Annotated in this window: 6 protein-coding genes and 1 pseudogene; all 7 read right to left on the bottom strand. The window is 63.0% G+C overall.

Going from position 1 to position 14,533, the window contains the following annotated elements; genetic code table 11:
- Position 1: 1 nt before the first annotated feature.
- Positions 2-3,073, bottom strand: coding sequence for a hemagglutinin repeat-containing protein (locus FIV38_RS30770; protein WP_338062174.1), 3,072 nt, complete (start codon positions 3,071-3,073; stop codon positions 2-4).
- 3 nt (positions 3,074-3,076) lie between these two features.
- A pseudogene (locus FIV38_RS31090) lies at positions 3,077-3,244 on the bottom strand (hemagglutinin repeat-containing protein); the annotation flags it as partial.
- A 21-nt stretch (positions 3,245-3,265) separates the two neighbouring features.
- The gene (locus tag FIV38_RS30265; RefSeq protein ID WP_235860959.1) at positions 3,266-8,551 is read right to left on the bottom strand and encodes a two-partner secretion domain-containing protein; all 5,286 of its coding nucleotides are present in this window, start codon (positions 8,549-8,551) and stop codon (positions 3,266-3,268) included.
- Positions 8,552-8,581: 30 nt separating this feature from the next.
- Positions 8,582-10,300 carry a ShlB/FhaC/HecB family hemolysin secretion/activation protein gene (locus tag FIV38_RS06205; protein WP_092232624.1) on the bottom strand — a complete coding sequence of 573 codons (1,719 nt, stop codon included), beginning with the start codon at positions 10,298-10,300 and terminating at the stop codon, positions 8,582-8,584.
- Between the two features lie 434 nt (positions 10,301-10,734).
- Positions 10,735-11,184 carry a poly-beta-1,6-N-acetyl-D-glucosamine biosynthesis protein PgaD gene (pgaD, locus tag FIV38_RS06195; protein WP_070995871.1) on the bottom strand — a complete coding sequence of 150 codons (450 nt, stop codon included), beginning with the start codon at positions 11,182-11,184 and terminating at the stop codon, positions 10,735-10,737.
- Entirely contained in the window at positions 11,181-12,527 is a 1,347-nt protein-coding gene (pgaC, locus tag FIV38_RS06190) for a poly-beta-1,6-N-acetyl-D-glucosamine synthase (RefSeq protein ID WP_092232621.1), read from the bottom strand. Before pgaC ends, pgaD begins: the two co-directional genes overlap by 4 nt.
- Positions 12,528-12,530: 3 nt before the next feature.
- A complete protein-coding gene (pgaB, locus tag FIV38_RS06185) occupies positions 12,531-14,531 on the bottom strand; it encodes a poly-beta-1,6-N-acetyl-D-glucosamine N-deacetylase PgaB (protein WP_029298824.1) in 2,001 nt (666 codons plus the stop codon).
- Between the last annotated feature and the right edge of the window lie 2 nt (positions 14,532-14,533).

Below are 14,533 nucleotides of genomic sequence, written 5' to 3'. Positions count from 1 at the left end.
ACTACCCACCCTTGACAGCACCTTTGAGGCCTTCAACTAACTTGTCCCACACGCCCGCAGTGCCCAGGGCATTGGAAAGTCTGGACGCAGTTTCCGGTGTGACGCCCTTGCCCACCGCGAATTTTTCAAAGCCCATACTCAGCGCGTTGCCTGTGGCCGCTTCCGGCAGCTCTTCTTTCAGGTAGCCGGACAGGAAAGACGCCGCCATCGAGGTGTTCGACAGCCCGGCACTCACGCCACCCGTCGTCAACGCCGCACCCGCCCCCAGGACAACTCCGACGTCGCTGACCATTTTCGCGTCGGCGGCCTTGATCCACTTCAATGTATTGGCGTCAGCCAGGTCGATGTTGGCGCCGACCGCAAGACATTCAGCACTGCCACATGACATGAAGCGCGGGGTGTACAACACGCCTTCGATCGTGACCGGCACCTTGTATCCACCCCTGTCATCCAACGGGTAGCCGGTCAAGCGATCGCGCTTACCCGGGCCGTCCGGGTAGGTGTATTCCCCGCGCGTCAGCACCCGGGAAAAACCACTTTCGGCTTCCATCGTCCACGCATACGCTTGGGTATTTTCCTTGATGTAGGCGATCACCTCATAGTCCGACTTCTCAGGCAACTGCACGTAGGTCTTGTTATCGCCCATGGGCATCCAGTTACCGTCGGGATCATAAATCCCGGCCCCTGAAGCGACCATGTCGGTACCCGGCGTGATGTCAGTGCCTTTGACGAAGGACAGCCGCATCTGCGCCTCAATCTGCGCGGCGGTGTATTTGCCGTTGCTCTTCTTGGCCAACTCCAGAGCGAGTGCCTTCTCTTCAGGGTGCAATTGGCGGTTGTATTTGTCGACGGCAAACGCCGTACCGCCGGCCACCACCCCGCCTTTCACGCCATCGCCTGAGCCCACGACGCTGCCGACACCGGTAGCAATCAAGGACGTTATGGCTTTTTGATCAGCGGCCGATAAATCGCTATCGGCCAGGGCCTTGGCGATGGAGGGCATGACTGCCGCCGAGGCACCGGCACCGAGCGCGCCACTTTGTGCGCTACCACTGGACAAGCCGATGGCCGCACCGGCCAGCGCATGCAGCAGGATCCGTGCAGCCCCACCTTCGGCCCAGGCGGCCTGGGTCGTCGCATCGCTCGCCTGGTCACGCCGGGCGTTGGCGAAGTCACCAATTTTATTGAAGATGTCGCTGGAGGAAGTGTTGGCAACAATGCCAACGGCCGTGCCCCCGGTGGCGCTCCCCAGCCCGGCGGCAATCAGCCCGGTTGCAATGTCGGCCATCAACTTCTTGTCACCACCGACCTGCCAGCGCAGCGCTTCGGCGTTCGCCACCCGTGCGGCGTCCGCGGCAGCCGCTGCACCAGGAGAGCCCGCCTGGAGCTTTGCCTCATCGGCGAGTTTTTTTGCTTCATCCGCCTTGGCTTTGGCCACCGCACCGATCACCCCACTGGCCAATTGCGCCGAGCTCTGGATCAGGTCGATACGCTCCTGCATGGCCTTTTCGTCTGGACGGTCGAGCTTCTGGTTGGCATTGGCGGTGTCGCGGTTGAGCCCCACCAGGTCATTGGCGCCCTCGGGGTTGCGGACCACAATCGTGCCATCGCTGACCGCACTGCGGGTGTGGCTGCGCTCGTCTTCCTTGAGCGCCACCGGAATGCTGCCACCCGGTGAGGTGCCGCCGCTGCTGCTGAATGATGCAGAGAGCCCCGCCGACTGGCTCTGGATCTCACTGGTGTTCTTGATATCACTGACGATCAGGCGATCGGTGCTCAAACGGTTCTTCACCGCCGCCGCTTCGCTGGCAATCACCCCGCCCTGCAAGGTGGTGGTCTTGCCGACATTGATGTCGTAGCCACCGGCCCCCGCAAACAGGCCGGTCTGGTCGGTCACGGCCTTGTAGTCGCTGTTCATCTTGGCCGCAGCGATGCTGGCCGAGCCGGTGACGGTGGAGCCGTAGCAGAACGGCGGGATGCAGATACTCGCGCCAAAGCCTGCGCTGCTCTGCTTGCTGCGCGAAGACTCGGTGTCCTGGCGCGAGAGGATATTGAGGTCGCCACCAATGTCGGCCTGGATGCGATCAGCGCGCACCTGGGCACCGGCGAGGGTAGTGTCGCCGCCGCTTTTGAGCAGCAGCGAGCCGGTGTCCAGGGTGGTGTTGACCTGGGTTACCGAGTTGCCATTACCGTTGTTTTTCGCGCCCTGTGCACCCAGGTCGAGGGTGAAGCCGTTCTGCTCGCCGATGTTGAAGCTGGCGCCAATGGCAGTCTTGTTGGTCGAGCCATCGTTCTTGCGGTCGACGGTGTCCTGGGCGCTTTGCAGCAACACGTTGTTCTTGGCCAGCAACAAGGTGTTGGCGGCTTTCAGGCTGCTGCCGGTGATCTCGATATTGCCCTGGGTGCCAGGCGCTTCGCCGGTGGCGACAATCGACAGATCCTGCCCCGCATTGAGCGTGCTCTGGCGCGCCGTCAGGCTGTTGTACTCGCTGCTGGCCTTGCTGCGGGTGTTGGCCAGTTCGGTGCCGATCTTGATCAACGACCCGTTGCTGGGCGAACCGCCCTCTTTGTTCTTGAAGCCGGCGCTCTGGCCGTTGGCGTCCGACGCCTGGCCACCCAGGTTGTAGGCGGCCAGCGCAGCCTGGGCGATTTTCACCGCCTTGAGGCGCGGGTCATCGGCGTTCTTCGCCGCCTCGGTGGCATCGTGGATGCTGCGCGCAGTATCAATCACCGCACCGCCAATCACCCGGCCCACGGCCAGGCTCTTGGAGCTGTCTTGCGTGGTTTGCCGCGCCGTTTCAGCACCGGCGGTGATGGTCACGTTGGAGCCACTGAGGTCCATGTTCTTGGTGCTGACCAGGTCACTGGCGACCACGTTCAACTCACGCCCGGCAATCAACGAAACATTGCCTTCGCTGGAGCCGATGGTGCTGCCGGTCAGGGTGGTTTCCTGGGCGGTGCCGTTGTGTTTGCTGCTGCTGATCGACAGGTGCTGATTGCCGGTGATGTCGTCCAGGCCCAGCTTATTGCCGGTCAACACGCCGGTCAGGTCGCGATTTTTTTCCTTGTGCATGTCGGTGCGCGAAAAGGTGTTCTGCGCCGCATCAATGGTCAGGTCACGCCCGGCCTGCACGGCCAGGTCGCCGGTGCTGACCAGCGCCGAGCCCGTCACTTTCGCATCCTGCCCCGCCACCACGCTGACCGTCTCGCCAGAAACCATGCTGCCCACGGCCATGGTGCGTTTCTCGTCAACCTTGTCCTGGACCTAGCTCGACTTCAGCCCGCCCCAACTGCTTTTGCTTTCTTTGCGCTCATGCCGCGCACTTTCGGCATCGGTCACGGCGACGATTTGCACATCCTTGCCCGCCACCAGTTTTGCCGCGCCTTTGTCGGCGGCAACGCTGCTGCCCGCCAGCAGCAGGTTCTCACCGGCTACCAGGGTGCTGTTGCCGCCGGAGCTGACGCTGCTGCCCACGTTGTTGATGGTGTCGGTTTCATCGAGGCGGAATTTTTTCCCGGACGAGCTTTTCTTGGTCTTGCTGTAGAAGCTGTAGTCCTGATCTTCGGCGGCCTTGAGGGCCAGGTTCTTGCCGGCCACCAGGTACGCTTCATTGCCAGCGCTGACGTTACTGGCGAGCAACAGCAAATCCTCGCCCGCATTCAAGGTCAGGTTGCCGCCGGCCTTGAGCACGGTGGACACCTGGCTGACATGGTCCTCGATGCTCTTGACCTTTTTCGAGTTGTACGCCGAATGCTGCTCGTTGGCCGCCGCGGCCAGGTTGACGTTGCGCACGCCGCCGACGCTGATATCGCGCTTGGCTTCGATCTGGCTGCCCACCGCGCTCACATCACGCCCGGCGACCACATGGAAGTCGCGCCCGGCTTCAACCACCGAGCCTTGCTGGGTGATGATCTCGTGGCGCGAACGGCTGCCAATGGCGCCGCTGTCCAGGGTTTGTGCCGAGACGATATTCACGTCGCGCACCGCCTGGGCGGTGGTGTCGCCGCCACTCTTGAGGGCACCGCCGACGCTGTTGATATCGCGCCCGGCCTGGATCGCCAGGGTGCTGGCCGACTCGATGCGCGCCGCGTTGTCGATAAAGTCGGTGCGCTCGATGCGGTAGTCGCTGGCGCTCTGGTGCGTGGTGACGCTGCGCTCATTGAGCAGGTCGGCGCCAACCACCAGGTTGACCTGCTGCCCGGCGATGATCCCGCCGGCACGGTTGTTGAGGTTATTGCCGGTCAGCAGGTCGAGACGGTTGCCGGCTTCCATCAGCCCGCTATTGCTCAAGTTGCCGCCCACATTGGCGCCCAGGTTGCTGGTGGCGCGCAGCGTGCCGACGTTGTTGAGGTTGGCACCGGTCATCAGGCTCAGGTCGCTGCCGGAAATCAGTGCACCGTTGGGGGCCAGGCGATTGCTGGCCTGGGCCAGGTACAACACCGGCACCAGCACTTGCTGACCGGCGACGCTGGCGTTTTCCAGCCACACGATGTCGTGGGTCAGGGCCGCCACTTGTTCGGCGGTGAGGCTCACGCCCACGGCCAGGTTCAGTTGCTGGCGCGCGCCGATGGCATTGTCCATCAGGTACTTGAACACACCGGCGTCGCTGGTCTGGCCGTCGATAAAACGCTGGCCGGTGCGGGCGACCACGGCTTGCTGGATCAGGCGCTGCTCATAGAAGCCATCGCCCAGGCGCTTCTGGCTGGTATCGGGGTCGTAGCCCAACTTAGCCAGCATGTAATCGGAACTCAAGAACTCAGCCATGTTGGTCAGCTGCGGGTTGGTCTCGATCAGGTACTTGTGCGGGTTGGCGGCAAACTGGCTGTTGGGCAGGCCCTGCACGCCACTGCCGTCGCTGAAGTGGAACAGGCCATTCTGGCCAGTGGGCAAGCTGAAGCCCGGCTGGCCCAGGGGGTTGACTTGTTGCTGGGCGACGTCCGGTGGCAACTGCCCGTTCAGGTGCACCTGGGTGGAGAAGCCGGGGGCGTTGGTGTCGGTCTTCGCGCCGCTGCCGACGTAGGTGTAGCCGCCGCGCACCACGCTGTTGTCAATACCGGCCTGGGCCTGGATATTCACCGCGCCGCCCGCCTGGATCACTGCTGCGTAGCGCTGGTCGGGAGTCGCCAGCTGGGTGGTTTTGGTATCGCCCCACTGGCGCTCCATGCCGCCGATAAAGCCGGCCATCGCCGCTTCCAGGCCACCCAGATTATTGGGGTCGTAGGCTGCGCCACCCATCGAATAACGCTGGGTAAATTGCGCAGCGGCCCGGTTGTAGCCTTCCGGGTGACGGGTACGTTCAGAAGAGAACACACGCTCGGTGAGGGTGTCGTGGGTTTCGAGACCGATGTTGGTCAACTGGTTGACCCGCGCCGTCAGGCTGCCGGCCGCAGCGATGCTACTGCTGCTGTTGAGCACATCGCCGCCGACCAACAGCAGGTTGGCGCCAGAGGTAATGCTGGAGGCCGCACTGGCGTCGGTGACCCTCAGGCGATCACGCTGGGCGATCAAGAACGGACGGTTTTCCTTGCCGCCGTCGCAGTCGCCACCGTTGACGTTTTCAATGCACTGCACCGGGCTGATCGACGCACTGTAGATCCCCGACTCGCTGGTCAACACGGTACGGATATTCTGGATAGTGCCAGCGGCCAGGCTCAGGCTGCCGTCACTCTGGATGCTCGACGAGCTGTTGATGATGCTGGTGGCCAAGGCCCCTTTGCCGTCGCGGTCGATGCTCAGGTTGCCCATGGCATAGATATCGGCACCGAGGTTTTTCAGGCGCTCGACCCGCAGGCTCATATCGCCGCCACTGAACAGCAAACCGTTCTGGTTGAGCAGGCTGGCGGTGGTCAGGGTCATGGCGCGACCGCTGCCCAGGGTGCCGAGGTTGTTCACCGCAGCGCTGGCCAGGGTGAAGTCGGTGGCGGCGGTCAGGCGACCGGTGTTGTTGAGGGCGCCGCCCAGGCTCAGGTCGAGGCTGCCGTTGCTGGCGATCACGCCCTGGGTGGACCAGTTCTGGCCCGTGCCTTTGATACGGTTGGCCGCGAGCAATTGCCCGGTGGTGGTTTGCTCAAGGGTGTCGACATTGACCGTGAGGTTGCCGGCCTGGATCAGGCTGCTGTTGGTCCAGTTGGTTTTATCCAGACTCAAATCGCCTTGGGTCACCAGACTGCCGCCGACGTTATCGAGGTTGATCCCGGCGATATCGAACACCCCGGTGCCCACATGCAGCACGCTGCCGCCCTGGTTCTGAAAGGTGCCGGCGGCCAGGCTCAAGTCGGCATTGGCCGCTTCCAGCTTGCCGCCGCTGTTATCCAAGACACCGCCAATCGCCAGGCGGCTTTGGCCGCTGGTGCCCAGGGCGCGCAATTGCCCGCCCTGGTTGCTCAGGCTGGCGGCGGCGATAGCCAGGGTGCTGGCGCTTTCGATCAGGCCACGGTTGTTAAGGGCGCCCAGCAGGCTGAGGTCGACCTGCTGACCGGCGATCTGCCCGGCGTTATCGACGCTGCCGCCACTGAGGCGCACGCGCTGGCCGGCGAATACACCGCCGTTACCGTTGTTGAAAACACCGGCGTTGATCAGCGCATCACCCGCCTTGGCCGAGAGCTTGCCCCCGGCGTTGTTGAGGCTGCCGACCGTGAGGTTGAGGCCGGCGTTTTCGCTGTGGATCAGGCCATCGTTGTCGTTTTGCACCAGGCCGCTGGTGTTCAGGGTCAGCCCGGCGTTTGCCGCCAGGGTGCCGCTGTTGCGGTTGTCCAGGCTGGCCGCCAACACCGTCAGCAAGGTTTGGCTGGTGAGTTTGCCGCCCTGGTTGTCGAGGGCTGCAACACGCTCGATCGACAGCGGGCCGGCACTGGCCAGCTTGCCGTTGCGGTTGATCAGGTCGGCCAGCAGGTCGAGGGTCAGCGCGCCGTTGCCGGTCAGGCTGCCGGCGCTGTTGTCCAGGCTGTTGCCGCGCAAGGTGAAGGCGCCGGCGCTGTCGATGGTGCCGCCCTGGCTGTTATTGAGTGCGCCGCTGAGGGTCAGGGTTTGCGTGGCGGCGCTGGAAATCACGCCTTTGTTGCTGTTATCCAGGCTGTCGCCGGTCACGCTGAGGGTGTCGTGGCTGACCACCACGCCGCCCTGGTTATTGACCTGTGCAACGTTGGCCTGCAACGCGCCATCGCTGATGATTTCGCCCTGGCTGTTGTGCAGCGCAGCGGCGGTCAACTGGGTGCTGCCGCTGGTCAGCAGGCGGCCTTTGTTGCGGTTATCCACAGTGCTGGCGGTGACGTCCAGGGCCTTTCTGGCGCTGATGACGCCGCCCTGGTTATCCAGGGTCTGGTTGGCCTTGACGGTGGCGGTACGGCTGGCAACCACACTACCGTTGTTGCGGATATCGCGGGCGTCGAGACTGACGTCGCCGGTGGTGGTGCGGGTGTTATCGGCATTCACGCCGGCTTCGATAACGCCGTTGTTGGTCAACTTGCCGCCGCTGCTCAGGCGCACCGTGTCGCGGGCTGCGAGGCTTTTCTGGGTGTTCAGGTCGCCGCTGGTTTTCACCGTCAGGGCGGTGCCGGCGTAGGCCGGGCCCTTGGCGTCGAGGCTCGCCGCCTTGACGTCGATCGCGCCACTGGCCGCGGCTTGCGCCATGCTCAGGTGCCCGTTGGCATCGAGCTGGATATCGCCCGCGCTGGCCGCCAAAGTGCCGTCCAGTTTCACCCCGACACCGGCCTCGGTGCCCACCAGCTTGATCGCGCCGGCGTACATGCCGCCCAGCGCCGACGAATCGATCGCCAACGCAGGCTTGTCGCTGCCATCGTCGGCACGCGCGGTGGTTTTTAGCGTCTGCGCCTCAACATCATTGCGCCCGGCAATCACGGTCAGGTTGCGCGCATTGATCTGCGCGTTGATCTTGGCGGTGCGGGTGATGATTTCGAAGCGGTCGACGTTGCTCGCGTTCAAGCCCTGGCCGTCGATGGTCACGGCGCCGCCATCGACCTGGTAACGGTCCAGGCGACCGTTATCGAGGATCGGTTTGCCGGTGGTCAGGGTCACGTTGGGGGTGTTGATAAAGCCGCAGCCATTACAGGTCACGCCATAGGGGTTGGCGACGATGACCTTGGCCGACTGCCCCGCCACTTCGGTGTAGCCGCGCAACTGGCTGGCGCTGCCGCCGTTGACTTCGTTGAGGATGACATTCGCCGAGCCGCCCTTGAGGTTGGGGTTACCGACGATAATCCCGCCCAGCTGGGTGGACTGCAACGGGCCGCCGGCGTTGTTGAGGATCACGCCATTGGGGCCGACGTTGTAGTCTTTGAAGTGGTTGTGGGACAGGCCGCTGCCATTGGGCGTGGCGATGTTGACCACCGGCACGCCATTGCCCGCCGCGCCCACTGTGGTGCCGGGGCCGCTGACCACGATGCCGTCGGCCTGGGCCAGCAGCGGTTGCCAGAACAGCGCATTGGCCAGGATCAGCACCAGGCCGCGCTTGGGCAGGCCGCAGAACGCGTCACGACGCTTCAAGGCAGCAGAAGGCAGGCGGGCGAGGAAGGCAAACTGGCGGACGTCCATGTCAAATTCTCGATGCGGCTAGGCGTTGAATTACAGGTAGAAATCCATCCGGAAGTAGATCGGCGCTTCGCGCTCGCTCATCACTGCCGGACGTTCCAAAGAGTGGGCAAAGGTCACGCTGGTGCTGACGTTTTTGCCACGGGCGAACAGCTCCACGGAGTTGCTGGAAACCCGGCCGTGGACGATGTCGTTGTAGCGGTCGTTGCGGATCACGCCCTGGTCATAACCCAGGCTCACACCGTATTCGCCGAAGGCCGGGCGCAACCACTCCACCAGCACCGGCCGCGACCAGCGCAGGTCGTTGCGCCAGTAGCCGCCGCTGTCGCCATTGAGCTGCTGGTCCTTGAAGCCGCGCACCGAAGACGAGCCACCGAGGCTCATGCGCTGCGGGCTGAACAGCATGTCTTCACTGCGTTGGCCGGTGGCCAGGCTGGTAAAGCTCAGCGACTCGCCCCACAGCGTGAACGGCTGCAGGTAGCTGACGGTGGCGGTGTATTTGCGGTAGCGCGAATTGGGCTGGCGACTGCCGAATTCGCCACGTTCGTCCTGGGACTGGGCATCGAGCAGGCCAATGCCGTTCTGCATGCCCAGATCCATGTTGACGAAGGCACTGCCGACCCGCCGACCGTGGTTGATGCCGACCTGCATCTCGCTCAAGCGCGTGCTGCTGTCCAGGCGAGTGCTGAGCACGTAGTTGTTGGTACGCAAGTGGGACAGGCCGACGTTGACCGAGGTCTTGCTCACGTCATCGCGATGCACCACGCGTTCGGCGCGCAGTTGGTGGTTCTGGCTGTCGCCCGATTGCTTGAAGCTGAACGTGTCGGCCTGGCCCAGCGCGCGGTAGTCGCTCTCGCTGTAGGTGTAGCTGAAGTTCCACCAGCCCCACGGCACGTTGTAATAGAGCATGCCGTTCTTTGAAGTCTTCTGGTGATCGCTGATCGCGTCATGCCCACCGCGCAACACCAACTGGTCGGCCAGGCCCAGGGGGCTGTCCCACTCAAGGCCGGCGCCCCACTGCTGCTCGCCGGTACTTTTCTGCCCGTCGTTATTGCGCGACAGGCTGGCGCGCCACGGCTTTTGCGGGTTGTTTTTCACCAGCACCGAACTGCCGCCGATGGCATCGCCGGGGGCCAGTTCCATTTGTGCCTGGTTGGAGGGCAAACGGTTGAGCTGATCGATGGCCTGTTCGATTTCCCGCAGGTTGAGCAAGTCGCCGTTTTTACCCGGAAAAGCCATGGCCAACTCGCGTGCCGACAACGTGCTGTCGTCGGCGCCCTTCAAACCTTCGAGCTTGCCTTCCACCACCAACACTTGCAGATGCCCTTTGGACAAGTCCTGCTGCGGCAAGTAGGCACGGCTGGTGACCATGCCCTTGTCGATGTAGTGATCGGTGACGGCCTTGAGCAGTTGATTGAGCTGGGCCACGCCCAGGCACTTGTCTATATAGGGCTTGATCAAACGCTCGCGCTCGGTGGCGGACAGGTTGTCGGCGCCCTTGAGTTCGATGGTCTTGATCGGGAAGCAACGGCTATCCACCGGAGCGGTGGGCGTTGCGGGTTTGACTTCCTTGCCGGGCAATTCCTTGAGGTCTTCGAGGCGCCGGCGCTGCTCTTCAAGCAGGCGGTTCTGCCGCTCGCGGATCAGGTCCTGATCACCTGGCGAAGTCGCAGCCACCGCGCTGTTAGACGCGCAGAGGGCGAACAGGGCAATACACAGTGAATACCGAATCCGTGGCAATAACGAAGGCATGTTCGATCCATCGAATAACAAGGGGCGGCAAACTAACATCGAACTTCCACCCAGCCAAAATGTTCGGCTAGTTGAAGCTAAAAATTAAATAACCTATAAGCTGCTGATAAATAACGATAAAAACTATCAGCAACAATTAAATGCTTGTATTCGGAATTTTTATTCCGACAAGCGGTATCAGTTTTGATACAGCTTTCGGCGCAACTTGAAAGTTGCCATTAGTTAGCCATCAATGTTGTGCCGAGATGGTTTAGTAGCCAAAGAGGCGGAAAAGTTCGCGGTTATTTTGTGAATTGGATCCCATTTCTGACGATAGGTACCGCACCCCCCCCACCCTGTGGGAGCTGGCTTGCCAGCGATGGCGGCCGCGAGACCGCCGCAGAGTGTCAGATACCCAACGTCATCGTTGACGACCATCGACGGCAAGCCGGCTCCTACACGGCGCGTTCCGCCACCAGCTTCAGCTTTCGCTGTTGTGTTGTCACCGCCTGCACCCCACCCTCCTGATCGTTATGAATCACCAACACCCCAGGCCTGCGCAGTTGCTCAAGCTCCCCCGCCGCCAACCGGAAGCTCTCGCTCAGGCCGTGGTCACTCAGCGCCTTGGTTGCCGCACGGCGCTGGGCAAATTGCTTGCCGCGCCGTTGTTGGTAGCGCGCCCAGCTGATCAGCAGCACCGCATTGAACAGGGCGATCCACAGGTAGATCTGCAAGGTGTTCAACGCGGCAAAAATCGGTGCATCGATGCGTGGGCCGCCGTTGCTATCGAGCATCGGCACCAGGCCGCGCACCAGCAGGAGCACCAGGCCGGCCCAGGCCATCAGGGTCAGGAAGATATCGATGGCCTGCATCACAGGCCGCTGTGGGGTGCGGATCAGGTTCATGGGTTCACTTCCTTGGCAGGTGCCTTGATGCCGCGATCCGGGCTGACCCAGCGCGCGCGTTTTTGATGTTGGCGGAACAGGACTTTGGGGAAGCTGACCAGGGTGGTGAACAGGCTCACCAGCCAGAACACCAGCGGGTACCAGACGGTCCAGAACAGGGTTTTCCACAGGCCGCGCTCGTAGCGCCGGTCGATCATGATGCTCACGGCAAACTGCACCAGGCACACCACCGCCAGCAGCAAGCCGGTGAAGGCCGGCGGCATCAGCGAGCCGACGGCAATCGCCTCGGGCAACGGCACGACTTTGCCCACGCCCCAGAAGATCACCGACAGCAGGAAGGTGAAGGCCCAGCCGGTGGACAGGCAGTATTCGAACAGCAGCGGCCACAGGTAGCGGTGGCGCCATTGCCAGATCCCACGGATGTTCTTGAACAGCACTTCGGCGCCGCCCTGGGCCCAGCGCAGGCGCTGTTTCCATAGGCCACCGAGGGTTTCCGGCATGAGGATCCAGCACAGCGCGCGCGGTTCGTAGAAGATGCTCCAGTGGTCCAGTTGCAGCTTCCAGCTCACGTCGATGTCTTCGGTGATCATGTCGGTGCTCCAGTAGTCGACCCGGTCCAGGGCCGCCCGCCGAAACGCCACCACCACGCCGGACACGGTGAAGATCCGCCCGAACACCCGCTGGGTACGCTTGATCAAGCCGATGATCGAAGAGAACTCGCCCACCTGCACCCGGCCGATCAAGGTCGAGCGCGTGCGGATCCGTGGGTTGCCGGTGACCGCTCCCAGACGCGGGTTGTCGAGCATCGGCGCCACCAGGTAGGCGGCGGCATTGCGGTCGAGCAAGGCGTCGCCATCGATGCACACCAGGTATTCACTGTGGGCCGCCACGGCGCCCATGCGCAGGGCCACGGCCTTGCCCTGGTTTTGCGCCAGATGCAGCACGCGCAAACGCGGCTCATGCAGCGCCAGGGCATCGAGCACCTGGGCGGTGTTGTCGCTGGAGCCGTCGTTGATCGCAATCACTTCCAGGTTGCGATAACGCTGGGCCAACGCCGCGCCAATGGTCTCGGCGGCGTTGTCGCCTTCGTTGTAGCAAGGGATCAGGATCGAGATCAGCGGCTCGCCCTTGAGCAGCGGCGCCGGGGTGTCATCGGCCCATGGCCAGTGGCGCTCCCAGTGCAACCAGAAGTACAGGCCACCGGCGATCCACAGCCCGGACATGAACAACGGGTAGAAAAACACGAACTCCATCAGGAACTGCCCAGTGACCAGAAAGATAAGGCCCAGGGGCACACCCAACACCAATGCCAAAACGAGAAGAGCTAGGATTCTGTCGAACATGAGTCAAGGATTCCATTTGTTGGAAAGGGCCGGACGCACGGTGTTCAGATCCGGCGAATTCTCCAGAAAGTTGTCGGGGTAGTAGCCAAAACTGCTGGCGCCCTGGCGCTTGAGCACGCCCATCCACTCGGCCATTTGCGCACCGGAAAGATCCGGGGCGGCCGGGGTGCGCCAATCCTTGGCCTGCAATTCGAAGACCGTGCGCTGCATCGCCCCAGGCCGGGCCTTGACCGTGGCCACGAGTTTTTCCAGCCACGCGTTGGAATTTTTCAACGACTGGCCTTCCATCAATGGCATCGCCATCGGCGCGGTCCAGTCGTAGTGCTGGAGGAAGTCGTCGAGGTTCTGCGCAAACCAGGCTTCGCTGGCCGGGTTGAGCATCGGTTCGGCGAAGATGTTGCGCGCGGTGAGCACTTCCGGGCCGCGCAGGGTGCGGACCTTGGCGGTCAGTTCATGGGTGAAGTCGATCAGGTAGCGGCTCTTGAAACGGGTCCAGCGCTGCATCACCTCCGGGTCGGCGCGCAGTGCCTGGATGCTGCCCGGCAGGCCGTTGGCTGCGTAGGTTTTCAGGGCCTGGGGGCTGGCGTCTTCAAAGTCCGAAAGCACGGCGTCGTCGTGGAACAACACGCCATGGATAGCGCTGGTACGGGCGAGGTCTTCGTAGATCTCACCGATGATTTTGCGCACCTTGGGATCGAACGGCGACAGCCGCTGGTACTGCTTCGGATCGACGTCCACCTTGCCGGTGGCCGGGTCCCAACGGCTGACGCGGGGCAGCTTGGGGTCCAGGGCAAAGCTGAGCACCGGCATCCAGGCGTAGACCTTTACCAGGCCGCCACGGGTGTGCAACTGCCAGCTGACGCGGTTGAACAGGTCGGCGCGCATCGGCAGATGGCGGTTGGGGAAGTACAGCGAACGCGCCAGGCCATCGCCCTTGGGATCCGCGAACGCCTGCAGGAACACGGTGTCGACGCCCATGTCCAGCACGCGCTGGACCAATGCGTCGAGGTTGCGCACTTCTTGCGCCTTGTCCGGGTCGTAGACCTGGTCCAGGTCCACATGCAGTACGCGCATCGGCGCTTTGACCTGCGCCGAAACCATGCTGTTGGCGAAGTCTTCGCCGTACGGGTCGTTGTCCACCAGAAAGCGCGGGCTGCTCATCAAGTTGCCGAGGTTGTCGAGGCCGTCTTCCAGGGTCAGCGCCATCTGGTAACCCTGCTCGCCCACTACCGCCAGAGAGGTGCCGTCCGCCGCCCCGTATGGCCAGACCCACACACGCGGAGCCTTGCCGGTAACGGCGCGGATCTTATTGGAAATCGCCGCGACGTCGGCGCGCATCCGCGCCTGGAACTGCGCTTCGGGCTCATAACTGCGGGTGACCGGGTCATAGCGCCGAGTGGCCGCAGCCGGCTCCATGTTGCCCTGGGGGTTGGCCAGCACACCTTTGTGAAGGGCGTCGGTATGCGCGGCGATTTCCACCAGGCCCGATTGCGCCACTTCGCGCACTTGTTGCCAGGTCAAAAACTCCCCGCGGTCACGGGGCACGCCGGCAAAATCCACCGGTTGGTTCAACGGCGTGTCGACCCAACTGCCCACCGGCGCCAGCACGGCCGGCCACTGGTAGGCACGCAGGATCGGCATCACGCGGGTGTAGAAGCTCGAATAGCCGTCGTCGAAGCTGAGCATGACGGCTTTGGGCGGCAGCTGTGGCCCACCGGCGCGGGCGGCGAGGACCTGGTCGACGCTGACCGCCTGGTAGCCGTTCTCGCGCAGCCAGGACAACTGTTCGATCAGGCGTTCGGTACGCACCGCCACCACTCTCTGGTCGGGGTCACGGTCGTTGACATCGTGGTAGGCAATGCCCAGGAAATGGTTTTTCGGCCACGGCGCTTCGTTGACCGGTTTGAGTCGTTCGGCAGGTGGCGTAAAAGGCGCGGGGGACTGGGCACAGGCACTGCTCAGCAAAAACCCCAGGGCCAGCAGGCAACGGGAAACAAGGGTCATGA

The sequence above is a fragment of the Pseudomonas proteolytica genome (assembly GCF_007858275.1).
Taxonomy (GTDB): Bacteria; Pseudomonadota; Gammaproteobacteria; order Pseudomonadales; family Pseudomonadaceae; genus Aquipseudomonas; species Aquipseudomonas proteolytica.
This window is presented reverse-complemented; position numbering and strand designations above follow the sequence as displayed.

Bases quoted from the DNA above. Each gene is read 5' to 3' on its own strand.
- FIV38_RS30770 (WP_338062174.1), bottom strand. From the start codon at position 3,073: ATGCACAAGGAAAAAAATCGCGACCTGACCGGCGTGTTGACCGGCAAT.
- FIV38_RS30265 (WP_235860959.1), bottom strand. From the start codon at position 8,551: ATGGACGTCCGCCAGTTTGCCTTCCTCGCCCGCCTGCCTTCTGCTGCC.
- FIV38_RS06205 (WP_092232624.1), bottom strand. From the start codon at position 10,300: ATGCCTTCGTTATTGCCACGGATTCGGTATTCACTGTGTATTGCCCTG.
- pgaD (WP_070995871.1), bottom strand. From the start codon at position 11,184: ATGAACCTGATCCGCACCCCACAGCGGCCTGTGATGCAGGCCATCGAT.
- pgaC (WP_092232621.1), bottom strand. From the start codon at position 12,527: ATGTTCGACAGAATCCTAGCTCTTCTCGTTTTGGCATTGGTGTTGGGT.
- pgaB (WP_029298824.1), bottom strand. From the start codon at position 14,531: ATGACCCTTGTTTCCCGTTGCCTGCTGGCCCTGGGGTTTTTGCTGAGC.